Origin of the sequence: Pseudoalteromonas sp. BMB, from assembly GCF_001709235.1 — a bacterium.
In the GTDB taxonomy this organism is placed as follows: domain Bacteria; phylum Pseudomonadota; class Gammaproteobacteria; order Enterobacterales; family Alteromonadaceae; genus Pseudoalteromonas; species Pseudoalteromonas maricaloris.
The window spans coordinates 90,820-112,778 of the sequence record NZ_MBQA01000024.1; the positions used below are offsets into that span (position 1 = coordinate 90,820).

The following is a 21,959-nucleotide window of genomic DNA, read 5'->3' on the forward strand; positions in this document are numbered from 1 at the left end:
TTATCGGTAAAAGCTAAAGTCCCTGCGCGTCTGGTGGGTCAAACTCCGAGCTCGTATCTAATCCTGCGGCTTCCATATCTTGGGTTAAGCACACTGTAAACTCCGCACCTAACAACACCACTATCCAAGATAAATATACCCAAACAAAAAGAATAGGTACTGTCGCGAGCGCCCCATAGATAACTTCGTATGAGGGAAAATGGCTAATGTATAATGCAAAGCCTTTTTTCGTTAGCTCAAATAACAAAGCTGCAAACAAAGCGCCAGGAACCGCGGCTCGAAATGACACACTGGTATTTGGTACTAAAGTATAGAGCATGATGAAGCCAACCATAGAAATTAAATAGGGCAACATCTTAATTAGTGCACCACTAAACCCAGGGATCCCTTGATCGGCAAATGTCACTAAAGAAACGATATAAGATGTCATACCAATACTCGCGCCCAATAGCACAGGGCCGAGCGTGAGCACCATCCAATAAATCGCAAACGAAATCATCAATGGACGCTTTTGCTTCACTCGCCAAATACGGTTGAGTGTGGTGTCAACATTACGAATAAGTAACAAAGCCACGACGGCCAAAAAACTCACCCCCACAGCTGTCATCTTATTCGCATTGCCAGTAAACGCACTGATGTGCTCTTTAATGGTGTCCGTCGATGTTGGCACAAAGTTATTGAACACAAAGTTTTCAATTGCAAAACGCGTATCTTCAAATCCAGGAAACGCCGAAAAAATTGCTACACCCACCGCAACTAAGGGGACCAACGATAACAGTGTGACATACGCTAAATAGCCCGCGTTGACCGTGATCTGGTCCTCAATACAACGCTTACTATAGCGGCGCCACCAGCTAGGCTGAGAGTGTAAGAATCGCAGTGCTACGACCTTCATTTCGGTTATTCTTTGCATCATAATCAAGTTAATATTCATGGATGACTTTACACATCATAACAATCCCCGCCATAATTTATAGCGTTAAATAGTAATATATAACGACGGTCACATGGCCACTTACTGATTATTGACCTTCTAGAGCCCGGGAGTGCAAATGAAGAAACTCACCTTAAGCGCAGTGTTACTTTTACTCGTTACTGGTTGCCAAAGTGCCTATTACGCCACCATGGAAAAGTTTGGTGTGCATAAACGCGAGATATTGGTTGATCGTGTCGAAGAAACAAAGGAGTCCCAAGAGGAATCACAAAAAGAGTTTCAATCGGCATTGGAAAGACTCACCACCTTAATTAATTTTAACGGTGGTGAATTACAAGAAGCCTATAACCTGCTTAACGATGACTACCAATCATCCCTTGCCGCTGCAGCTGAAGTAAGTAGCAATATAGACAAAGTGGAAGACGTGGCAAACGCACTATTTGACGAGTGGCAAGATGAACTTGAGCAATACTCGAGTGCCAACCTAAAACGTGAGAGTGCTAAGCAATTAAGTCAAACACAGCGCCAATTTGAACGCTTACTTCGCTCAATGCGCAGCAGTGAAGCCAAAATGCAGCCCGTGCTCGACTCACTACAAGATAATGTGCTGTACCTTAAGCACAACCTAAATGCACAAGCGGTAAGCGCTATTAAAGGTGAGTTTACGGGGTTAAAGCGTGATATTAGCGCCCTAATCGCAGATATGAACCGCTCTATTGAAGATTCGAACAAGTTTATTGCTGAGATGAATGCACGTAGCGTGTAACAGATAGCATCAGCAAGGATAAATCTCACGATATCAGGGAATTGCTCCCTGATATCGTGGTCATTTTGTGTGTAAAGCCAGACGCTTAACCTTTAGTGATAAGATCTTCAATGATGCCATTCATTTCCATTGGCATTTGCGCCAATACAGCATCATATCCATCTGCCAATACCAAGTCTTTTTCTATGTAAGAAACCACCGCTTGATTCTCCAAATCGATGATCCCGCCAAATGCCGTTACACGATTTACGCCCGGTACTGGGATCCCACCAGAACTATCAACATGCAGTACGATCACTCTGTTAAAGTTAAACCCTTTATCCTTGATCACTCCTGTCGACTTTAGCGTCTTAGTCAGCTTTTGTATTGCTCCGGTAAGATCATCTGCAATGCGCTGAGCCGAACCTGTAAGCGCATAATTTCCTTGATTAACATGCCTACGCATGTTTTCACCCACAGTCCAAGACAAGTTACCAACCACATCATATAACTGTTGGCTTGAAACAACAGACGCACCATGTTTTCCCGTTACGCCAGCGGTAATTGCTAAACCCACTTCACGGTCGTTTCCTGGAACACCATGCAGCGAAACCGGGAATATCAATACAGGTTGTTGAGCTGAGAGTGTGATTGGAAATTCATATGCCGTATTTTGTTTAACCTCAGTAGAAGTAGAAACACAAGCAGTCAAAGAAATAGTAAATAGAGAGGCTAGTGCTAAACGCACGATATTTTTTGTCATTATATAGTTCCTTTACGTGATTATTAACTCTCGACAACCCAGCTGAGAGCGCGTTGAAACGCGGCGCAAATTATGTGACAAACCGTAACCACAATCAATAATGAAGTACTAGATAAAAGTGCATTTTATTCATACTAAGCAGCTAAGGGATAATTAAGGGAAAAATAGGACTTTTAGATAACCGAGAAGAAATTTTGGTTACAAGCCACCTTGTGACAGCAGCGTAGAATAACAAATGTAGCGCAGCTCGCGATACAGCCAACTGCGTGCATAGTGTGGTAACTCAGCTTTAGTTCGATCCTAGCTAAATACCATCTCTGGTACGTCATCAGGGCAAATCAATATGCCTGCGGTTTTCGCTTGTATTTCCGAGGCGCTAACACCTGGAGCTCGCTCAAGTAAATGAAACGCACCACCTTTGACTTCAAGCAGCGCAAGATCGGTTACTATCTTATTGATACAGTTTACGCCGGTGAGCGGTAAACTGCAGTGCTGTAGCAGCTTGGACTCGCCTTGTTTATTCGCATGCGTCATGGTGCAAATTATATTTTTAGCCCCAGCGACAAGATCCATCGCGCCACCCATGCCCTTGATAAGCTTACCTGGGATCATCCAGCTGGCAAGATTACCTTGCTGATCTACTTCAAAAGCGCCAAGCACCGTCAGGTCCACATGACCGCCACGGATCATTGCAAAGCTTTCTGCCGAACTAAAAATGGCGGCTCCCGTACGGGCCGTAACGGTTTCCTTACCCGCATTGATCATATCCGCATCCACTTCCTGCTCGGTCGGATAAGCGCCCATGCCTAATAAACCATTTTCCGATTGCAGCATCACATCCATGCCCTGTGGTACATAATTGGCCACCAGCGTGGGGATCCCAATACCAAGGTTGACATAAAACCCATCTCTTAATTCCTGCGCCACTCGCATGGCCATTTGCTCTCTGGTTAATGCCATTATGCTTGCTCCTTCACAGTACGTTTTTCGATGCGTTTTTCGAACTGTCCTAGAATCACTCTGTCGATATAAATTCCGGGGGTATGAATTTGGCTCGGTTCAATTTCGCCGGGCTCTACAATTTCTTCCACTTCAACGACGGTAATTTTTCCAGCCGTTGCAGCCATTGGATTAAAGTTCATGGCGGTGTGGCGATAAACACAATTGCCAAAACGGTCTGCTTTCCACGCTTTTACAATGGCAAAGTCTCCCGTAATACTCGGCTCTAAAATATATTCTCTATCACCAAACGTTTTTACCTCTTTGCCCTCAGCGACGGGTGTACCAACGCCTGTTGCGGTATAAAAAGCGGGGATCCCAGCTCCACCTGCGCGCATCTTTTCTGCAAGTGTCCCTTGTGGAGTTAATTCAACTTCCAATACACCGCTCAATAACTGCTGCTCAAACAAGGCGTTTTCTCCCACATAGGAAGCCACCATTTTGCGGATCTGCTTATCCTCAAGCAAAACCCCTAAACCAAACCCGTCTACTCCGCAGTTATTAGAAACCACGGTTAAGTCCTTTGTGCCCATATGGCGTATTTGGCTTATCAAACCTTCAGGGATCCCGCACAAACCAAAGCCCCCGGCAATCACGGTCATGCCATCGCAAAGTCCTGCCATTGCTTCTTCATAGCTTACGACTACCTTATCAAATCCAGCCATCATTCCTCCTATTGCACTGTCCAGCCGCCGTCCAGCACAATGGCTTGGCCAGTAATGTTGCGTGACTCATTTGCGAGTAAAAAATTGACAGCATGAGCAATCTCATCCAACCCTATAAACGCCTTTTTCGGCATTGGCGCCAACATAATATTGTTTATCACTTCATCTTCGCTGATCCCATGCTGTTTCGCTTGCGCGGTAATTTGCTGTTCTACCAGTGGGGTTTTTACATAAGCAGGGCAAATAGTGTTCACGGTGATATCGCAGTCCGCGGTTTCCAGCGCCAATACTTTGCCAAATCCCATCAACCCATGTTTTGCAGCGACATAAGCAGACTTATATTTAGAAGCGACTAAAGCATGGATAGAACCAATATTGACGATGCGACCAAAGCCGCTTTTGCGCATATGCGGCAATACCGCCTTACACAACATGGCGGGGCCTGTTAGCATCACGTCTTGCAGCAATTGCCATTTATCTTCTGGATAATGCTCTAGTGCTTCAACATGCTGCACGCCTGCGTTATTGATAAGCACATCAATGTTATCGTGCTGACGGACAAAGTCAGCGATGTCTTGCTTATTAGCGATATTGAGCGCAAACGCTTGTGCATTTCCTCCTTCACTGACGATAGACTCGACCACCGTCTGTGCTTGCGCTAAGTTCAAATCTACGAGCAATAAGCTGTAACCTTGTTTGCTCAGGGCCATCGCGATATAGCGACCAATACCACTTGCAGCCCCTGTGATCAACGCCGTCTTCATCGTCACTCCTTGATTATTTTGCTAAGAACTGAGCAATAGTGTCAGCCTGTGATTGAATTGAAAAAATACCGTCTAAATGCCCCCAGACGCCTTCTATCTCTGTGATCTGCACGTCTTTATTCTTGGCTTTAAGGGTTTCTGCTAACTTACGAATGGGCTCAGGCCTTAATAACAAGTCATTGCTTGCAGGCATCAGCAAAACCTTTGCTGTGATTTTATCGATAGCGCTATCAAAATTACCTTGCATGCCTGCGGTATATAGTTGCGAGGCGCGGACTAAGTACAAGATAGAATTCGCATCTTGCGTTTCAGCTCTCGCTCGTGCGCGCGTGGCTAGCGTTTGGCTGAGTTTAGGAAGCTGACGAATATCTTGTTTTGCTTTGGGATCAAGCACAATAAAGTCTGGAAAACTGGCGTTGTAAATAGCGGGGTGCATCGCGTCTTGAGTAATATTAAGCATCGTGGCCGTGAGTCCAGCAAGCGGCCTTTCCCCGTCGTAGTAGTCCCCGCCCTGCCAATTTGGATCAAGTCGGATAGGTAAAGCCCATTTCTCTAACGCAGCAACGGTCCAAGCATCCATCTTTGCCGCGCCAATCACATGAATTAAACGTGACACTTTTTCGGGATAGCGCACCGACCATTCTAATGCTTGGAAAGACCCCATAGACGCGCCCATCACCGCATGTAGTTTGTCGATACCTAAGCTATCCAGTAGTTGCTTTTGCACTTCAACAAAATCACCTATGGTCACCACGGGAAAATCCAAGCCGTAAGGTTTGCCCGTTTTCGGATTAATAGACGCCGGGCCCGTCGTGATCACATCTTTACTATGCCAGTTTGCATTGACCAAAGTATCTGCGCTTATCACAAAGTACTTGTTAGTATCTATCGCTTTACCCGGGCCGATAATGGCATCCCAGTAACCCGCCAATACGTCAGACTTTCGATACTTACCCGCAGCGTGAGATGTGCCAGAAAAGAAATGCGTGATCAAAATTGCATTGCTTTTGTCGGCATTTAATTTGCCATAGCTTTCCCAGCCTACCTTAACGTCAGGAATGCTGACTCCAGACTCCGTAGTAAAATGCGCGAGTGTAAATGCCCGCTTTTCAACCAGCATAGGTTTGTTTGTCTCACTGCCATAGACAATATTGCTGGCAACGAACAAGAGTAACAGGAAAATCCGCTTCATTGCTGTATCTCTCCGTTAAAATAAGATGAATAGGGTTAATGCGAGGGCAACGCCCACCAGCGGTACGACCGCAGTCAACGCAGCCATGGACCAGTATGCTCGTTGATGTGTTTCTTTACAGATGGCGCGAATGGTTGTGACCACATAACCGTTGTGCGGTAAGGTATCCAAAGCGCCTGAGCTAATAGCGACAACACGATGTAATTGTTCTGGATTGACACCCGCATCGATGTAGTGCGGTGCCACTAAAGGTAACGCAATGGCTTGCCCACCGGATGCCGAACCAGTTAAACCGGCTATCACACTTACCGCCACAGCGGCGCCAAGTAGCTCATTACCTGGCATTTGTGTCATCATATCGACCGCTAATTGAAATGCCTCGGTGTTTTTTGCCACCGCACCAAAACCCACTACCGCACTGGTATTACCGATAGCAACTAGCGCACCTGTTGTACCTAAGTTAATCGCGGCCCCCATGTTGTGAAAATGCTTAAAGTTAATCGCGACAATACTAAGTACACCACCAAGTAGAGCTACAATGAGTGCACTTTGCTGCAGCACATCATGAAGTGTAAAAGATAAAATCAACACCACGATTAAAGGCAGTACGCCAGTGATTGGATGAGGATAGTTACGTTCATGGATTTCAGGGTCGTCTTCTTTCGCCTCAAAGTGCTCTCCATTTGCCACCGCTTTGGCTATCATCTTTTTCAACCACCAATAGCCAGCAATAGCCATAAATGTGGCAACCACTAGACTGACTTCCCAAGCCGCATAAGGCGACGTACCTAAATATTTTATTGGGATCCAGTTTTGGATTTCAGGAGAGCCTGCCGAAGTCATGGTAAAGGTGACTGAGCCGAAGGCCAGAGTTGCGGGAATAAAGCGCCTTGGTAAATTGGCATCTTTAAATAAGCTAAGCGCCATAGGATAGACAGAAAAAGCGACAATAAAAACACTGACGCCGCCATACGTTAGTACCGCACAGGCAATCACCACTGCTAACACCGCATGTTTCATGCCTAACTTGTCGACAATATAGCGTGCCACGCTGTCGGCAGCACCACTATCTTCCATGAACTTACCGAACAAAGAGCCAAGCAAAAACATGAAAAACCAAGCACTCAAAAAGCCAGCAAAGCCATCCATATAAAGTGTAAGAAAGCTGCTTTCTACAGCTTCTGTGGGAAATAGCGCAACGCCACTCGTTAATGCGACCAATAAAGCGCACAGTGGAGCTGCGATAAACAAGTTTACGCCACGGAGAGTTAGCCAAATAAGCAGGCCAAGTCCTCCTGCCAGTCCAAGCATACTGAGCATAAGGGCTTCCTTTTATTGTTATTAATGCCCGTTATAAGTTGATGTGTTGGGCATGCTGTTGATGAATATCAGTGTGGCGTGCAGGCGCAATAAAAACCATAGTACTAAGGTTATAGAAGCCCTACACCCCGTGTTAATCCTAGCGTATCAAGGCATTAGTACTAAGGTACTAATAGAAAAACTTTACAACTCCCCTATGCTTTGGTGTGACAACAAGCACCCAAAATGACAATAATAGGGACCACAGGATGAACATTTACCAACCTAGATATTCAGCTATCGCGTTGGCTATTACACTCGCAACTCAAGTCAGCCCAGCGGCAGCAGAACAAGCAACACAATCAGAAGGCAAGCTAGAACGCATTGAAGTCACGGCGCGTAAGACGGTAGAAAACCTTCAAACCGTTCCAGTTGCAGTGACTTCTATCGGTGAAACCGATCTACTCGAAAATGGCATTTCGGTACTCTCTGAAGTCCAGCAGTTTTCACCCAATACCACGCTTCAAGCTAGCCGAGGCACTAACTCTACCCTCACTGCCTTTATTCGTGGTGTTGGGCAACAAGACCCATTATGGGGTTATGAACCCGGTGTCGGCATTTACGTCGATGACATTTATTTGGCAAGGCCGCAAGGGGCTGTACTCGACCTCCTTGATGTACAACAGATTGAAGTATTACGAGGACCGCAAGGAACGCTATACGGCAAAAACACCATTGGTGGCGCAATAAAATATGTCACTAAGGAAATGTCTGGCGATGCGACATTTAACGTGGAGGGAACGGTTGGTAGTTATAATCAACGCGATCTTAAGATCACAGGTCAACTGCCGCTCGTGGAAGACACGCTCTACTTAGGTTATGGCTTTGCTACTTTGAATCGAGATGGTTTTGGCGAGTTCAAGGTTTCAACACTACCCGGCCAAGACAAGGAAAACTACAATAAAGAAATTCAAGCTGCACGGTTAACCTTGGAATATCGTCCAAGCGATGATTTGTTCTTCCGTTTAGCATGGGATAAAACCGACGATGACTCCAACTCTAAAGGGGGTTATCGCTTGTTGCCGAGCTTACTGACTGACGCCCCCGTGCCCGACAGCGTATTTGATTCTTACACCAGTATGCCAACTTGGAATAAAGTCGAGCTTGAGGGATATAGTTTGACCGCTCGCTGGGATCTTTCTGACGCCACCACGATAAAATACATCGGTGCTAGCCGAGATAGTTACTCTCCGACCAATATCGACTTTGATAATACGCCATTACGGATCTTTGATGTACCCGCCATTTATGATGACGAGCAAACCACGCATGAGATACAGCTAAGCCATGCAGGTAACGGCTATAAATTTGTCTCAGGTCTATATTATTACGATGGCGAATCATGCGGTCAATTCCAAGCAATTTTGGAAGTGTTAGGACAAAGCTTGGGCGCTCCCGGTCTTACGCGAGAAGTCAGTGGTTGTAACAACTCAAATAGTAAAGCCGCGTATATTCAAGGCACCATTGATTTAGCAGAGCAGTGGTCGCTCACATTGGGCGCTCGTTACACTAAAGACAGCAAAGAAGCACAAGTCAGCAATGGTTTGGTCTTTGATGTCGTGTATCCCGAATCAAATTGGATCCCAAGTTATACACGCCCTGCAGGTGAGCTCGTACCGTCAGTGCTTGATGATGAAGAAGATTGGTCACGGTTTACACCAAGAGTGGGAGTGGAATATCAATACAACCGCGATATCATGTTCTTTGCCAGCTATGCTCAAGGATTTAAATCCGGCACCTTCAACCCCAGAGCTAGCACCGCAGAGCCTGCTGCAGACCCTGAAATCGTAGATTCACTCGAAATCGGTATGAAAAGCGAGTGGCACGACAATCTAAGAGCCAATATCACGCTATTCACATTAGATCACAAAGACCGCCAATATATTTCCGTATTGCCCGGTGCAACTTCTGCCGATCTAAACCAACGACTTGGCAACATCGGTAAGTCTACAGCAAATGGTATTGAAGCCGAGCTGAGCTATGTCGCCACAGAGGCGCTGAGTTTTGACGCCGCGATAGGATATATCGACAGCGACTTTGAAGAGGTACTCGATACTAACCCAGACACAGGCGCGACATTTGACAAATCAGACCGCTTTAGTATTTCTAACACCCCTGATTTAACTTTTAACCTTGGGGCGACATATAAACTCTACAGCGATATTGGCGATTGGGTATTCAATGCCAGCTACTACCATCGTGGTGATTATGTTTTATTTGAGGAAGATAGCCTACTGACGCAGGATAGCTATGGTTTAGTCAATCTGAGTATTAATTGGTATAGCACAGATGGCAATTGGCGTGTTGGTCTTCATGGGAAAAACCTGACCGATGAAGAATATATGATAGGAGGCTATCAGTTCGTGACACCAGACCCGAGCGATCCGAATAATGTGAGTAAGTACACGCCGGGGCTTGGTGGTGATAATACCTTGATAGGCTACTTTGGCGACCCAAGAACCGTTTCGCTTACCGTGGGTTATCGTTTTTAGCACCGAAAGCGAGGCTGCAAGGGAGCCTCGCTACCTCAATCACTTGATGTAGTTTTGGAAATACCCTATAACAACGGATATTAGGAGTTAGTTAAGGATGTCTCAGGTGCAAGCAATCATCGCTGATGACCACCCATTATTTCGCAGCGCACTCAAACAAGCCGCTGCACAAGCGATTGGTCATGACCCGATCAAAGAAGCCAGTACCTTAGACAGCTTATTCGAGATGTTGCTCGCGCATCCTGAAACAGAGCTAGTATTTTTGGACTTATCTATTCCTGGCGCGAAAGGTCTCGAAGGTCTTGCCCGGTTAAGAAATCAGTATCCAGACATATTAGTGATCATGGTTTCAGCCAACGAATCGGCAGCCGTTATTAGCCAATGCATTGCCCTCGGGGCAAGCGCTTATATTCCCAAGTCTTCCTCACTAGAGGTGATCAGTGATGCCATCAAGCTCGTTATTGAAGGAGAAACTTGGTTACCTGAAATCGTGGATATTGCGCCTGAAAATGACAGCGAACAAGCACAATTTGCACGTAATTTAGAAAAGCTAACTCCCCAGCAATATCGAGTATTAACCATGATTGCCGATGGCCTTTTGAACAAGCAGATTGCGTATGCAATGTCGATTCAAGAGACCACCATCAAACAGCATGTTTCAGCTATTTTAAAAAAGCTCAATGTGTATAACCGCACCCAAGCTGGGATCCTCTTTAATCAGCTGGCTACGGATGTACATCTCGACGATGAAGCGAATGCTTAAGCCCTAAAAGACTAGAGCAATCGCTTAATCATGCGCTTTAGAGCTGGTGTTTTAAGTGGTTTATAGAGTAATGGGATCCCTGCATCACTCACTCGCTCTCGGATGGCCTCGTCATGGTTAGCTGTGTTAATAATGATTGGCATATCATCAAGCTTAAGCGCTGCTATTACCTCAAGACCAGTGATTCCATGATCAAGCTGATAATCCGCGATCAGCATATCTGCCCGACTCGTTGCTTGCAGCGCGCTAAGCTCTGCTTCATCTCGCGCCACAGCTACTTGGCACCCCCAACTTAGTAATACTTGAGATAATGCATTTAGTGCGTTGGCATCATTATCTAGCAACCAAATAGACAGACCCGATAATTGCGAATCACCGCTGGGCTTGTCAGCGGTTACTTCGGTCTTTTGATCCGTCTGCATTCCAAAACTTGGCAGTGTTAAGGTAAATTGTGTGCCTTTATTAAGTTGTGAGCCAAGGGTGATGGGAATTTCCAACACTTCGCAAATTCGTTTGCTGATCGCAAGTCCAAGTCCTAACCCCTGCGCGAGCTCTTTACTGTGAAGCTGTTTGAACTCTTGAAATATGGCGTCCTGATCTTGCTTTGCAATACCCACTCCTGTGTCTTCAACAATGATAGAAACACTCTCCCCCTGGCATTCAGCGATAAGTCTTACCGTACCAGACTCAGTGTAACGGATAGCGTTACTCAGTAAGTTTCCCAATACCCTTTTTAGCAGTGCTTTATCGGTGTAGAGCATGACATCACAAACCCGCACCGCAAACGCTAATCCTTTGTCTTTCGCAACCGCCCCATATTCATTTTCCAATGGTTCCAGCAGTGACGACAATGCAAAGCGCGAGCGATTAACCTTAAACGCCCCAGCCTCTAACTTTGTGAGTTCAAGAATGCTCGACAACAGTTCTTCAGCACTTGCCAATGAACTTTTAATGCTTTGCGAAAGCTCAGCTAAGTCGGTCCCTTGGGCCTTTTCACTCATCAATGAGCAAAACAGGCTCGCTGCGTTAAATGGCTGTAACAGATCATGACTCGCTGCGGCGAAAAAACGGGTCTTACTCTCCGTTGCATGTTCCGCTTGGCGTTTCGCAGAAGATAAAGCACGGTTGGCGTCTATCAACTCTTTGGTCCTTGCCGCAACCGTTTCTTCTAGATTGACATTAACTTGCTCTAGTAAGGATTGTTGTTTTACAAACTCGGTGATATCTGTATAGGTCGTTACAAATCCACCTCCAGGCAATGGGTTACCTTGCATTTCAAACACTCGACCATCGTGATGCTCGCGGCGGTAGCGATACGCATTGCCTCGTCGTAAATGTGATAGACGCTTCTCTACTTGCTGCTCGACATCAGCATCACCAAACAGTCCGCGCTGCGCATTGTAACGAATAAGCTCAGCCACAGGACGCCCAATAAACAGCGCATTGTCTGGATAATTAAACATTTCTGCGTAGCGCTGGTTCCAAGCGACCAATTGCAGTTGGCTATCTACTACACTTATCCCCTGACTGACGTTCTCTATCGTCGACTGCAGTAAGTCGCGATTAAAACGTAGCACCTGTGACGCTTCATCGACAAATTCTGCAACTTGCTCTAAAGGTTGGCGTTTTTCATCTTTGGCGACATCTAAAATCAGTTTCGCAGATGCCCCTCCGACGAGCGTCGACATCTCCCGCTCGATCATATTTTCAACTTGCAATGGCGCTGGCAGTTTCCAGTTTGCAGGCTCTTTAGGAAAATGAAGCTCTACAAGCTGCTGCGCACGCGCTTGCTCGCTAAAGCGCTGCAGTAATGTTGCCAAGTCTTGGTAACTCAACACCGTGTTAGCGGACTGTGCAGATTTGGACGGCATTACAAATTTATTGCTTTGTAAGCGCTCAGCAAGACGTGCAGATGAAATAAACGGCACCAGCAAATAAACCAACAAATTTGCACTTAAAGAGATCAGGACGGACTGGCTAGTACTGTCTAACCCCAGACCCAAAAAGTCTAAAGGTGCTAACCATGTGATATTCAAAGGTCCCGCGCTCAACCAGTGACTTTCGAAGTTAAAGCCACTAATGAGGCTCGGTAACAACAGTGTGTAAAACCAAATAGCAAACCCCGTCACAATCCCCAATTGCGCGCCTAAGCATGAAGCCCCACGCCACCATAAACCAACCACCATCGCGGGCGCAAACTGCGCAACCAAGGCAAATGACATGAGCCCCATATTGGCCAACGTGTTGCCCTCAGCCAGCACGCGATGACTGGCGTAACTCAATAATAAAATGCCAACAATGACCATCCGTCGAGCATTGAGCAGATTAAACTTAGATAAGCCCCGATGGCTCGAATTTAACTGCGAGCGGCGCAACAAAAATTGATTGATAAAGTCATTGGTGATCATAATAGATAGCACGATGGCTGAGACTATCACCATGCTCGTCGCCGCAGAGAACCCTCCTAAAAAGGCTATCAAAGCGACTACAGGCGCATCAGATCCCAGTGGTAAGGCAAGCACAAACGTATCGTAGCCAACATCTTGACCATTAAAATACACCAGCCCGGCATAGGCGATCGGCAAAATAAATAAATTAATCAGCAACAAATAAACGGGAAATAACCAGCGTGCGGTCTTAAATTGGTTTTGTTCATCATATTCAATAAAAGAGGTATGAAACTGCCTCGGCAAACACAGCGTTGCCAATGCCCCTAAAAGAACATGGACTAAATAAACATAGGTTGGGCTAGCGGTTGCCTCTATTTGCTTGGTAATTCCCTGCTGTTCCGCCTGGTTAAGTAAGTGAGAGGGTGACTCAAAGAGCACAAAACAGACATAAACACCAACGGCAATAAACGCCAGCAACTTAACTAATGACTCAAAGGCGATGGCAGTCATCAACCCTGGGTTATGCTCACTCGGTCTCAGCCTACGTGTGCCAAATAAAATTGCGAATAGAGCTAACAGCAAGGTGATATAAAAAGTACTATCCTGCCAAAACGCGACACTCACCCGCTGGGTGTCACTTGTTAGCATACCGATACTGGCGCTGGTAGCATTAAGCTGAAGGGCAATATAGGGCACGACCGCAATAACAGAGATCAGAGAAATGAGTCCAGACAAACTAGAAGAATTACCGTAACGCGTGGCAATAAAGTCCGCCATGGAAGTGAGCTGCTGCTGGCGGCATATTTCAGCAATTCGTGTGTAGACTTGCCAACCAAATATAAACAGTAAAATCGTGCCAACATAAGTTGGAGCAAGCCACCAGCCATTATTTGCAGCTTGCGCGGTAGTACCAAAAAACGCCCAAGAGGTGCAATACACCCCAAGTGACAAGGCATAGGTAACTTGCTTGGCACGATAAGACCTAAATTTAGTACTCGCCCTATCTGCGCCCCATGCAATGGTAAATAAAAGCGCTAAATACAGCAGCGCAATAAGACTGATTAGCCCGATAGAAAACATAACAGTGATGATTTTTTATTGTTTGCTCTAGCATAACGGCTGTACAGTAAAAAGACAGCACACTTTAGTGCTACAGCGTATCACCACTTATAACCTAAAACTGCTCACCGACTTATCTAGTGCGCGGGACAACGACAACAGCGATAACGCTTCATCTGACGCTCGCTCGGCTCCGGTTGCTGTCTCCTGCGCGGTTTCGCTGATTTCTGTCACACTTTGCGAAAGTTGCTGTGTAACTGTGTTTTGCTCCTCAGAAGCACTGGCTATTTGCAGGTTCATATCTTTAATCGTACTCACAGAGGAAGAAATCGCTTGTAACACTTCATCCGTTTTCGCTGATTTGTCTGCTGTATCTTTCGCGTCTTTCACGTTATCTCGCATCATGCCAACGGAGCGCTTCGCTTCATTTTGCAACTTAGAGATCATCTCCTGAATTTCGTCCGTGCTCTTTTGGGTGCGACTCGCAAGGCTTCTCACCTCATCTGCCACTACGGCAAAGCCACGCCCTTGTTCACCAGCCCTTGCGGCTTCAATTGCTGCGTTGAGCGCCAACAGATTAGTTTGCTCCGCTATACCCCTAATAACATCCAAAATAGAACCTACCGACTCTGTTTCTTGTTCAAGATTCTCAATGGTTTTGCTAACATTTTCTATTTTACCAACTAGACCTTCCATTGCTTGCTGTGTTGCAACGACAACTTGAACACCTGAATTAGATTGAGAATCCGCATCGGTCGCGGCATCCGCTGCGAGTTGAGCACTTTGGGTTATCTCAGCAATCGTAGCAGCCATTTCATTCATCGAAACAGCACTATGACTGAGTTGCTCCATTTGGTTGTCCGCCCCTTGTTTAGACTGGGAGGTGATAGCACTAAGTGTTTCCGACGAGGAAGATAGTGCATGTGTAGAGCTTTGGATTTCTGCAATGATGGCTTTTAGTTTGTCAGCCATATCACGCATTGCCAAATAAATACCGCTGACCGATTCCCCCCTGTCAAACTGTATTGTGAGGTCGCCACTGGCTATCCTTGATGCCACTTCCGCGATTTCTTTTGGCTCCCCACCAATAGGGGTCTTGATTAGTCGTGTGATATACCAACTTAAAAAGCAGCCTAACAAAATCACCACAACAGATACTGCAATAATAATTGTTACTGTCTTCCTACTCTCACTTTGAGCTATGGGACCTAATTCATCCTGCCTTTCCTTGATCGATTCTTTCACACGTGCCAAATGCTCTGCGATATTTTGACCATTAATATTTAGTACTTCGGTAATCAGTCGATTTCTCTCTGTGATAATATCTTGTACTTCTCTCACTCCATCTAAGTAGCGTTCTCCTGATTGTTCTATATCAAACAGTAAATTTTTTGCATTTTCATTCATAAACCTAGACTTAGACTGAGTTAGAAACATCTTCTCTTGCTTTAGTTCATCCATGGCTCTGTTGTAGTCATCTAACTGGTTACTCACTAAGAATTTCGTTACGAAAAGTCTCCCTAGCAGCAGCTTTTCCTGCATATGTGTAGCAGCCGCAAGTCCTTCAAAGTCACTCATATCAATGCTAGATTCTATTAATTGCGAAATATTCTTGCGCATTTGAGGGCCTATTTTATCCAGCCCGTCATGAACCACAGTATTTCTACGACCATAAAGTGCCATAATCTCCCTAAAAGCAGTTTCATATGTAACCAAAGCTGTTTCACTTTTTCCAATAAGCTGCTTGCTTTCTTTTTGATTAAGGGCCTCCTTGGCTTCTGCTAATGCATCATGTAAAAGCTTCACTTTCTGTTCAAATTGTTCAATATCGTCTTTTGATTGCTGCTTCAAATAATTCAGCACATTGATCCTAAGTGAGAGCAAGTTCGCTTCCAATGTACTTGCTAGATTGCTCGCTCTTGCCAAAGAGCGATACTCAACAAAATTACTATAACCGCCATTCAATCCAATATAAGCGACGCTAGAGAGTGCAACCATAAGTACAATCATTACTCCAAATGAAGTAGATAATTGTTGGCTTAACCTTAACTTAGAAAGCATAAAAGCACCTGACATTGTATTTATAGATAAGCCCATCAGCATTCACAGATGCCAAAACTATTAGCTTGTGTTTAATACAATAATCATTGTCGTGTTTTTTGATTTAGTAAAGAAATGTACCGATTAAAAATCGAACAAAGTAAAGTAACGACCTTTAATGCTCCATATTTATGATTGGCTTGTTGAATAAGGAGCGGCGTATTACGTCCAGCACTGCGATAAAGCTATCTACTCTGGAACAAATAAGTATATAGAGGTAATAACCAACCATCTTCGTTGCGCTCAAACATACATCCAGAAACGCAAAAGCCCCAGCAGATGCCGGGGCTTTATAAAAGTCTAATTTAGTTAAAAACTAAAATTAAGCTTTCTTAGGACGTTCAATCACGTCAACTAGCGTCCAAGATTTTTTCTTAGAGATTGGCGCACATTCGCGAATAGTCACGACGTCACCTGTGAGTAGCTGTGTTGTTTTCATCGTGTGCGTGCAACTTAGTTGTACGCTTGATGAACTTACCGTAGATCGGGTGTTTAACCTGACGCTCGATAGCAACAACGATTGACTTGTCCATTTTGTCGCTAACTACACGACCTTGTACAGTACGGATCTTATCGCTCATTATGCACCTGCCTTCTGGTTGATAACCGTTTTCACACGCGCAATATTGCGACGTACTTTCTTAAGCTCGTGAGTTTGAGCTAGCTGACCAGTGCTCGCTTGCATGCGCAGGTTGAACTGCTCACGAAGAAGCTCTAGAAGTTCAGCATTTAGCTCTTCTACGCTTTTGTCTTTAAGTTCGCTAGCTTTCATTACATTACCGTCCGAGTTACAAATGTTGTTTTGAAAGGTAATTTACGAGCAGCTAGGTCGAATGCTTCGCGAGCAAGCTCTTCTGAAACACCTTCCATCTCGTAAAGTACTTTACCAGGCTGAATTTCAGCAACCCAGTATTCAACAGAACCTTTACCTTTACCCATACGAACTTCAAGCGGTTTCTCTGTAATTGGCTTATCTGGGAATACACGGATCCAGATTTTACCTTGACGCTTGACGTGACGTGTCATAGCACGACGAGCTGCTTCGATTTGACGAGCAGTCATACGGCCACGGCCAGTCGCTTTCAAGCCGAAAGAACCGAAGCTAACTTTGTTACCGCTGGTAGCCAGACCACGGTTGCGGCCTTTGTGTACCTTACGGAATTTTGTACGTTTTGGCTGTAACATTAGTCGCTACCTCTTACTTAGCACTTTTTTTAGCTTTCTTCGGCGCACGTTTAGCTGGCTTCTCTTGCTCTTGAACTAGTGGAAGACCACCAATTACTTCGCCTTTGAAGATCCAAACCTTAACACCGATGATACCGTAAGTGGTCAAAGCTTCTGAAGTTGCGTAGTCGATATCAGCACGTAGAGTGTGTAGAGGTACACGACCTTCACGGTACCACTCAGAACGTGCGATTTCAGCACCGCCTAGACGGCCGCTTACTTCAACTTTGATACCCTTAGCACCTAGGCGCATTGCGTTTTGTACTGCGCGCTTCATAGCACGACGGAACATAACACGACGCTCTAGCTGAGAAGAGATACCGTCAGCAACTAACTGTGCATCTAGCTCTGGCTTACGTACTTCTGCGATGTTGATTTGCGCAGGTACACCAGCAAGCTTAGTTACAGCTTGGCGAAGCTTTTCAACATCTTCACCTTTTTTACCGATAACAACACCAGGACGAGCTGTGTGAATTGTTACACGGATTGATTTAGCTGGACGCTCGATAACGATCTTAGCTACAGAAGCACTTTTCAATTCCTTAGTAAGGTATTGACGTACTTTGTGATCGCCAAAAAGCTGTTCAGAGAAATCTTTTGTATTCGCGTACCAAGTAGATACCCAAGGCTTTGAGATACCTAGGCGAATACCAGTAGGATGAACTTTTTGTCCCATTACTTATATCTCCTAGCTATCCGATACCACAACAGTGATGTGGCTTGTACGCTTAAGGATGCGGTCTGCGCGTCCTTTAGCACGTGGCATAATACGTTTCATTGTAGGACCTTCGTCTACAAATACTTTAGCCACTTTAAGCTCATCAATGTCAGCACCTTCGTTGTGCTCCGCGTTCGCGATAGCAGACTCAAGTACTTTCTTAACTAATACAGCCGCTTTCTTCGGGCTGTACGCCAGGATTTCTAGCGCGCGATCAACCGGAAGTCCACGGATCTGATCTGCCACTAGACGTGCTTTCTGCGCCGAACCAGAGGCGAATTTGTGTTTAGCTAATGCTTCCATCATACCCTCCGATTAACGCTTCTTAGCTTTCTTATCCGCAGCGTGACCGCGGTAAGTACGTGTAGGTGCAAATTCACCCAGTTTGTGACCGATCATTTCGTCTGTGATGAACACAGGAACGTGCTGACGACCATTATGGACAGCGATGGTCAATCCGATCATGTTAGGTATGATCATTGAACGACGGCTCCAAGTTTTAATTGGCTTCTTGTCACCGCTTTCCAACGCTTTCTCTACCTTCTTCAGCAAGTGTAGGTCAATAAATGGACCTTTCTTGAGAGAACGTGGCATGGCAATTCCTCAACTATTATTTAGTACGACGACGTACGATAAACTTATCAGTACGCTTGTTCTTACGAGTCTTGTAACCTTTAGTAGGTACGCCCCATGGAGATACAGGGTGACGACCACCAGAAGTACGACCTTCACCACCACCGTGTGGGTGGTCAATCGGGTTCATGGCAACACCACGAACTGTAGGACGGATACCACGCCAACGATTTGCACCAGCTTTACCTAGTGAACGTAGCATGTGTTCTGCGTTACCTACTTCGCCAAGAGTCGCACGACAATCAGACTCAACCTTACGAACTTCGCCAGAGCGAAGACGTAGTGTTACGTATTGACCTTCACGAGCAAGGATCTGTACGTAAGCACCAGCAGAACGTGCAATTTGTGCACCTTTGCCAGGTTTAAGTTCAACGTTGTGTACAGTAGAACCTACAGGGATATTACGCATAGGTAGTGTGTTACCAACCTTGATTGGTGCATCAACACCAGATTGGATTGCATCACCTGCTTTAAGACCCTTAGGTGCAATAATGTAACGACGCTCACCGTCTGCATATAATACAAGAGCGATGTTTGCGCTACGGTTTGGATCGTACTCTAGACGCTCAACTTTAGCTGGAATGCCATCTTTTGTGCGTGTAAAGTCGATTACACGGTAGTGTTGCTTATGACCACCACCGATGTGACGAACCGTGATACGACCGTTGTTGTTACGACCACCTGATTTAGAGTTTTTCTCTAATAGCGGAGCGTAAGGCTTACCCTTGTGTAGATCAGGGTTAACCACTTTAACGACGTGACGACGACCCGCAGAAGTTGGTTTACACTTTTGAAGTGCCATAATTCTAACTCCCCTTATTACTCGGCGCCGCCGACAAAGTCTAGCTCGCTACCTTCTTTAAGAGTAACGTATGCTTTTTTCCAATCGCTACGACGGCCAAAACGCATACCAGTACGCTTTGTCTTACCCTTAACATTTAGAGTGCGAACACCAGTTACTTCTACTTCGAAAAGCTTTTCTACAGCTGCTTTAACTTCAGCTTTAGTTGCATCTTTAGCTACTTTGAAAACGATAGTGTTGTTTTCTTCAGCAGATACAGTGCTCTTCTCAGAGATGTGTGGAGCAAGGATTACTTTTAAAAGACGTTCTTCACGGATCATGCTAGCGCCTCCTCAAGTTGCTTAACAGCAGCAGCAGTAATCAGAACCTTATCGAAAGCGATTAGGCTTACTGGGTCGATGCCAGCTACGTCACGCGTGTCAACCTTGTACAGGTTACGTGCAGAAAGGAATAGATTCTCATCTACTTCTTCAGTCACGATTAGTACGTCTTTAAGCTCAAGTTCTTTAAGCTTAGCTACTAGTTCTTTAGTCTTTGGTGCTTCTAGACCAAAGTTTTCAACAACTACTAGACGATCTTGACGAACAAGCTCAGAAAGAATGCTCTTGATCGCACCGCGATACATTTTACGGTTAACTTTTTGGCTGTGATCTTGCGGCTTAGCTGCAAAGCTCACACCACCGCTGCGCCAGATTGGGCTGCGGATTGTACCAGCACGTGCACGGCCAGTACCTTTTTGGCGGAATGGTTTCTTACCACCACCGCGTACTTCAGAACGTGTCAATTGAGCACGAGTACCTTGGCGAGCACCTGCTGCATAAGCAACAACTACTTGGTGTACCAATGCTTCGTTAAACTCACGTCCAAAAGTAGCTTCGGAAACTTCAAGCGCGCCAGCGCCTTTAATTGCTAATTCCATCACTAAATCTCCAGGACTTATGCTTTAACAGCTGGTTTAACGATAACGTCACCGCCGATAGCGCCAGGTACTGCACCTTTAACTAAAAGCAAGTTACGCTCTGCGTCAACACGTACTAGTTCAAGGTTCTGTGTCGTTGAACGAACATTACCCATTTGACCGGCCATTTTCTTACCTTTGAAAACTTTACCAGGAGACTGGTTTTGACCGATTGAACCAGGAGCACGGTGAGATAGAGAGTTACCGTGAGTTGCGTCTTGCATGCTGAAGTTCCAGCGCTTAACACCACCTTGGAAACCTTTACCTTTTGAAGTACCAGTAACGTCTACTTTTTTCACTTCAGTGAAAAGTTCAACAGTTAGCTCTGAACCTACTTCAAATTCACCTTCACCGCCGTTAAGACGGAATTCCCACAGGCCGCGACCCGCTTCAACGCCAGCTTTAGCGAAGTGACCCGCTGCTGGTTTGTTTACACGGCTTGCTTTTTTCTCGCCTGCAGTAACTTGAAGCGCGTTATAACCGTCAGTTGCGTCAGATTTGATCTGCGTAACACGGTTAGGAGTCGCTTCGATAACTGTCACAGGGATAGATACACCATCTTCAGTGAAGATACGTGTCATACCCACTTTACGACCGACTAGACCTAATGCCATTTTCCTAAAACCTCTCTAATCTTCCGATTAACCCAGGCTGATTTGAACATCAACACCAGCAGCAAGGTCTAGGCGCATTAGAGCGTCTACAGTCTTGTCAGTTGGTTCTACGATGTCGATCAGACGTTTGTGGGTGCGGATTTCATACTGATCACGCGCGTCTTTGTTTACGTGCGGAGAGATCAATACTGTGAAACGTTCTTTGCGCGTAGGTAGTGGGATTGGACCACGAACCTGTGCACCAGTGCGCTTCGCTGTTTCCACGATTTCCGCCGTTGATTGGTCAATCAAACGGTGGTCAAAAGCTTTTAGGCGAATACGAATGCGTTGATTTGACATTCTTAAACCTCAAAATAAAAAGAGCATTTAAAAAGAGCATAAAAAAACGACCGAGACTAACTCAATTATTCCTGAGAAGTCGGTTGTAAATTTATTTCTACCGTTGAACTCACAATTGGAGTTCCTGTTCATAGGGCCTGAAATCCAGACCTTTCATTTACTTTCCTAGACGCTATGGTCAAGAAAGTCTGCATATTATAGTGATATTGGTGATAAATGCAACAACTAATACAAAGTAATTTTATCGCTCGGATCCGTAGGCGCTGTCGCGCAGATAAAGCACATTGAACATACATAATATTTCACTCACACAAAGCACATAGAACAAAATTCACTCTACTCAAGCGTTCGCTTCTGTTAGTCTTCCATAGTGAAATATTGCGACAAGAAAACATGGATGACGCCTTTGTAAATGGTCAGTCCAGTTAAATCTTGGTATTCTATGG

The 21,959-nt window shown here is 45.4% G+C and carries 22 protein-coding genes and 1 pseudogene; 3 read left to right on the forward strand and 20 right to left on the reverse strand.

Going from position 1 to position 21,959, the window contains the following annotated elements; genetic code table 11:
- Positions 1-13 precede the first annotated feature (13 nt).
- Positions 14-895 (reverse strand): virulence factor BrkB family protein, encoded by an 882-nt coding sequence (locus BB427_RS24585; RefSeq protein WP_010607752.1) that lies wholly within the window; start codon positions 893-895, stop codon positions 14-16.
- Positions 896-1,052: 157 nt separating this feature from the next.
- Here BB427_RS24585 and BB427_RS02620 point away from each other — a divergent pair, with 157 nt between their 5' ends.
- Entirely contained in the window at positions 1,053-1,700 is a 648-nt protein-coding gene (locus BB427_RS02620; RefSeq protein WP_069018846.1) for a DUF2959 domain-containing protein, read from the forward strand.
- Between the two features lie 85 nt (positions 1,701-1,785).
- On the opposite strand, the gene BB427_RS02625 is transcribed toward BB427_RS02620, so the two are convergent.
- The 6 genes from BB427_RS02625 to BB427_RS02650 form a co-directional block, all read right to left on the reverse strand.
- Positions 1,786-2,442 (reverse strand): hypothetical protein, encoded by a 657-nt coding sequence (locus BB427_RS02625; protein WP_069018847.1) that lies wholly within the window; start codon positions 2,440-2,442, stop codon positions 1,786-1,788.
- Between the two features lie 300 nt (positions 2,443-2,742).
- Positions 2,743-3,402: a 3-oxoacid CoA-transferase subunit B gene (locus BB427_RS02630; protein WP_039494660.1), complete on the reverse strand. Its 660-nt coding sequence runs from the start codon at positions 3,400-3,402 to the stop codon at positions 2,743-2,745.
- Positions 3,402-4,106 carry a CoA transferase subunit A gene (locus tag BB427_RS02635; RefSeq protein WP_069018848.1) on the reverse strand — a complete coding sequence of 235 codons (705 nt, stop codon included), beginning with the start codon at positions 4,104-4,106 and terminating at the stop codon, positions 3,402-3,404. The genes BB427_RS02630 and BB427_RS02635 overlap by 1 nt, the downstream gene beginning before the upstream one ends.
- Before the next feature lie 8 nt (positions 4,107-4,114).
- Positions 4,115-4,870: a 3-hydroxybutyrate dehydrogenase gene (locus tag BB427_RS02640; RefSeq protein ID WP_069018849.1), complete on the reverse strand. Its 756-nt coding sequence runs from the start codon at positions 4,868-4,870 to the stop codon at positions 4,115-4,117.
- 13 nt (positions 4,871-4,883) lie between these two features.
- The gene (locus BB427_RS02645; RefSeq protein WP_069018850.1) at positions 4,884-6,062 is read right to left on the reverse strand and encodes an E22 family MetX-like putative esterase; all 1,179 of its coding nucleotides are present in this window, start codon (positions 6,060-6,062) and stop codon (positions 4,884-4,886) included.
- Positions 6,063-6,077: 15 nt separating this feature from the next.
- Positions 6,078-7,382: a GntP family permease gene (locus BB427_RS02650; RefSeq protein WP_039494668.1), complete on the reverse strand. Its 1,305-nt coding sequence runs from the start codon at positions 7,380-7,382 to the stop codon at positions 6,078-6,080.
- Positions 7,383-7,630: 248 nt separating this feature from the next.
- On the opposite strand from BB427_RS02650, the gene BB427_RS02655 reads away from it, so the two are divergent.
- Positions 7,631-9,913 (forward strand): TonB-dependent receptor, encoded by a 2,283-nt coding sequence (locus tag BB427_RS02655; RefSeq protein ID WP_069018851.1) that lies wholly within the window; start codon positions 7,631-7,633, stop codon positions 9,911-9,913.
- Positions 9,914-10,010: 97 nt separating this feature from the next.
- On the forward strand, positions 10,011-10,676 hold the full coding sequence (locus BB427_RS02660) for a response regulator transcription factor (RefSeq protein WP_069018852.1): 666 nt from the start codon (positions 10,011-10,013) through the stop codon (positions 10,674-10,676).
- An 11-nt stretch (positions 10,677-10,687) separates the two neighbouring features.
- On the opposite strand, the gene BB427_RS02665 is transcribed toward BB427_RS02660, so the two are convergent.
- From BB427_RS02665 to rpsJ, 13 genes and pseudogenes are all read right to left on the reverse strand, one after another.
- Positions 10,688-14,146 (reverse strand): PAS domain-containing hybrid sensor histidine kinase/response regulator, encoded by a 3,459-nt coding sequence (locus BB427_RS02665; RefSeq protein ID WP_069018853.1) that lies wholly within the window; start codon positions 14,144-14,146, stop codon positions 10,688-10,690.
- An 87-nt stretch (positions 14,147-14,233) separates the two neighbouring features.
- Positions 14,234-16,186 (reverse strand): methyl-accepting chemotaxis protein, encoded by a 1,953-nt coding sequence (locus tag BB427_RS02670; protein WP_069018860.1) that lies wholly within the window; start codon positions 16,184-16,186, stop codon positions 14,234-14,236.
- 361 nt (positions 16,187-16,547) lie between these two features.
- Positions 16,548-16,806 (reverse strand): annotated as a pseudogene (gene rpsQ / locus BB427_RS02675) (30S ribosomal protein S17).
- The gene (rpmC, locus tag BB427_RS02680; protein ID WP_010376372.1) at positions 16,806-16,997 is read right to left on the reverse strand and encodes a 50S ribosomal protein L29; all 192 of its coding nucleotides are present in this window, start codon (positions 16,995-16,997) and stop codon (positions 16,806-16,808) included. Before rpmC ends, rpsQ begins: the two are co-directional and overlap by 1 nt.
- Complete coding sequence (rplP, locus tag BB427_RS02685; protein ID WP_010376373.1) at positions 16,997-17,410, reverse strand: 50S ribosomal protein L16; 414 nt, start codon at positions 17,408-17,410, stop codon at positions 16,997-16,999. The genes rpmC and rplP overlap by 1 nt, the downstream gene beginning before the upstream one ends.
- A gap of 13 nt (positions 17,411-17,423) precedes the next feature.
- Complete coding sequence (gene rpsC, locus BB427_RS02690) at positions 17,424-18,125, reverse strand: 30S ribosomal protein S3 (RefSeq protein WP_010376374.1); 702 nt, start codon at positions 18,123-18,125, stop codon at positions 17,424-17,426.
- A gap of 12 nt (positions 18,126-18,137) precedes the next feature.
- The gene (gene rplV / locus BB427_RS02695) at positions 18,138-18,470 is read right to left on the reverse strand and encodes a 50S ribosomal protein L22 (RefSeq protein WP_010376375.1); all 333 of its coding nucleotides are present in this window, start codon (positions 18,468-18,470) and stop codon (positions 18,138-18,140) included.
- 12 nt (positions 18,471-18,482) lie between these two features.
- Entirely contained in the window at positions 18,483-18,761 is a 279-nt protein-coding gene (gene rpsS, locus BB427_RS02700; protein ID WP_010376377.1) for a 30S ribosomal protein S19, read from the reverse strand.
- A gap of 16 nt (positions 18,762-18,777) precedes the next feature.
- Positions 18,778-19,602 carry a 50S ribosomal protein L2 gene (gene rplB / locus BB427_RS02705; protein WP_010607737.1) on the reverse strand — a complete coding sequence of 275 codons (825 nt, stop codon included), beginning with the start codon at positions 19,600-19,602 and terminating at the stop codon, positions 18,778-18,780.
- 17 nt (positions 19,603-19,619) lie between these two features.
- Complete coding sequence (gene rplW / locus BB427_RS02710) at positions 19,620-19,922, reverse strand: 50S ribosomal protein L23 (protein ID WP_010376382.1); 303 nt, start codon at positions 19,920-19,922, stop codon at positions 19,620-19,622.
- Positions 19,919-20,521 carry a 50S ribosomal protein L4 gene (rplD, locus tag BB427_RS02715; protein ID WP_010376385.1) on the reverse strand — a complete coding sequence of 201 codons (603 nt, stop codon included), beginning with the start codon at positions 20,519-20,521 and terminating at the stop codon, positions 19,919-19,921. The genes rplW and rplD overlap by 4 nt, the downstream gene beginning before the upstream one ends.
- Before the next feature lie 17 nt (positions 20,522-20,538).
- Positions 20,539-21,174 carry a 50S ribosomal protein L3 gene (gene rplC / locus BB427_RS02720; RefSeq protein ID WP_010376387.1) on the reverse strand — a complete coding sequence of 212 codons (636 nt, stop codon included), beginning with the start codon at positions 21,172-21,174 and terminating at the stop codon, positions 20,539-20,541.
- Positions 21,175-21,201: 27 nt separating this feature from the next.
- A complete protein-coding gene (rpsJ, locus tag BB427_RS02725; RefSeq protein ID WP_010376390.1) occupies positions 21,202-21,513 on the reverse strand; it encodes a 30S ribosomal protein S10 in 312 nt (103 codons plus the stop codon).
- Between the last annotated feature and the right edge of the window lie 446 nt (positions 21,514-21,959).

What these genes read in the sequence shown, in the direction of transcription:
- BB427_RS02620 (WP_069018846.1), top strand. Translation starts at nt 1,053, where the DNA reads ATGAAGAAACTCACCTTAAGCGCAGTGTTACTTTTACTCGTTACTGGT.
- rpmC (WP_010376372.1), bottom strand. Translation starts at nt 16,997, where the DNA reads ATGAAAGCTAGCGAACTTAAAGACAAAAGCGTAGAAGAGCTAAATGCT.
- BB427_RS02660 (WP_069018852.1), top strand. Translation starts at nt 10,011, where the DNA reads ATGTCTCAGGTGCAAGCAATCATCGCTGATGACCACCCATTATTTCGC.
- rplD (WP_010376385.1), bottom strand. Translation starts at nt 20,521, where the DNA reads ATGGAATTAGCAATTAAAGGCGCTGGCGCGCTTGAAGTTTCCGAAGCT.
- rplP (WP_010376373.1), bottom strand. Translation starts at nt 17,410, where the DNA reads ATGTTACAGCCAAAACGTACAAAATTCCGTAAGGTACACAAAGGCCGC.
- rplV (WP_010376375.1), bottom strand. Translation starts at nt 18,470, where the DNA reads ATGGAAGCATTAGCTAAACACAAATTCGCCTCTGGTTCGGCGCAGAAA.
- BB427_RS02635 (WP_069018848.1), bottom strand. Translation starts at nt 4,106, where the DNA reads ATGGCTGGATTTGATAAGGTAGTCGTAAGCTATGAAGAAGCAATGGCA.
- BB427_RS02640 (WP_069018849.1), bottom strand. Translation starts at nt 4,870, where the DNA reads ATGAAGACGGCGTTGATCACAGGGGCTGCAAGTGGTATTGGTCGCTAT.
- BB427_RS02645 (WP_069018850.1), bottom strand. Translation starts at nt 6,062, where the DNA reads ATGAAGCGGATTTTCCTGTTACTCTTGTTCGTTGCCAGCAATATTGTC.
- BB427_RS02670 (WP_069018860.1), bottom strand. Translation starts at nt 16,186, where the DNA reads ATGCTTTCTAAGTTAAGGTTAAGCCAACAATTATCTACTTCATTTGGA.
- rplC (WP_010376387.1), bottom strand. Translation starts at nt 21,174, where the DNA reads ATGGCATTAGGTCTAGTCGGTCGTAAAGTGGGTATGACACGTATCTTC.
- BB427_RS02665 (WP_069018853.1), bottom strand. Translation starts at nt 14,146, where the DNA reads ATGTTTTCTATCGGGCTAATCAGTCTTATTGCGCTGCTGTATTTAGCG.
- rplW (WP_010376382.1), bottom strand. Translation starts at nt 19,922, where the DNA reads ATGATCCGTGAAGAACGTCTTTTAAAAGTAATCCTTGCTCCACACATC.
- BB427_RS02655 (WP_069018851.1), top strand. Translation starts at nt 7,631, where the DNA reads ATGAACATTTACCAACCTAGATATTCAGCTATCGCGTTGGCTATTACA.
- rplB (WP_010607737.1), bottom strand. Translation starts at nt 19,602, where the DNA reads ATGGCACTTCAAAAGTGTAAACCAACTTCTGCGGGTCGTCGTCACGTC.
- BB427_RS24585 (WP_010607752.1), bottom strand. Translation starts at nt 895, where the DNA reads ATGAAGGTCGTAGCACTGCGATTCTTACACTCTCAGCCTAGCTGGTGG.
- BB427_RS02625 (WP_069018847.1), bottom strand. Translation starts at nt 2,442, where the DNA reads ATGACAAAAAATATCGTGCGTTTAGCACTAGCCTCTCTATTTACTATT.
- rpsC (WP_010376374.1), bottom strand. Translation starts at nt 18,125, where the DNA reads ATGGGACAAAAAGTTCATCCTACTGGTATTCGCCTAGGTATCTCAAAG.
- BB427_RS02650 (WP_039494668.1), bottom strand. Translation starts at nt 7,382, where the DNA reads ATGCTCAGTATGCTTGGACTGGCAGGAGGACTTGGCCTGCTTATTTGG.
- BB427_RS02630 (WP_039494660.1), bottom strand. Translation starts at nt 3,402, where the DNA reads ATGGCATTAACCAGAGAGCAAATGGCCATGCGAGTGGCGCAGGAATTA.
- rpsJ (WP_010376390.1), bottom strand. Translation starts at nt 21,513, where the DNA reads ATGTCAAATCAACGCATTCGTATTCGCCTAAAAGCTTTTGACCACCGT.
- rpsS (WP_010376377.1), bottom strand. Translation starts at nt 18,761, where the DNA reads ATGCCACGTTCTCTCAAGAAAGGTCCATTTATTGACCTACACTTGCTG.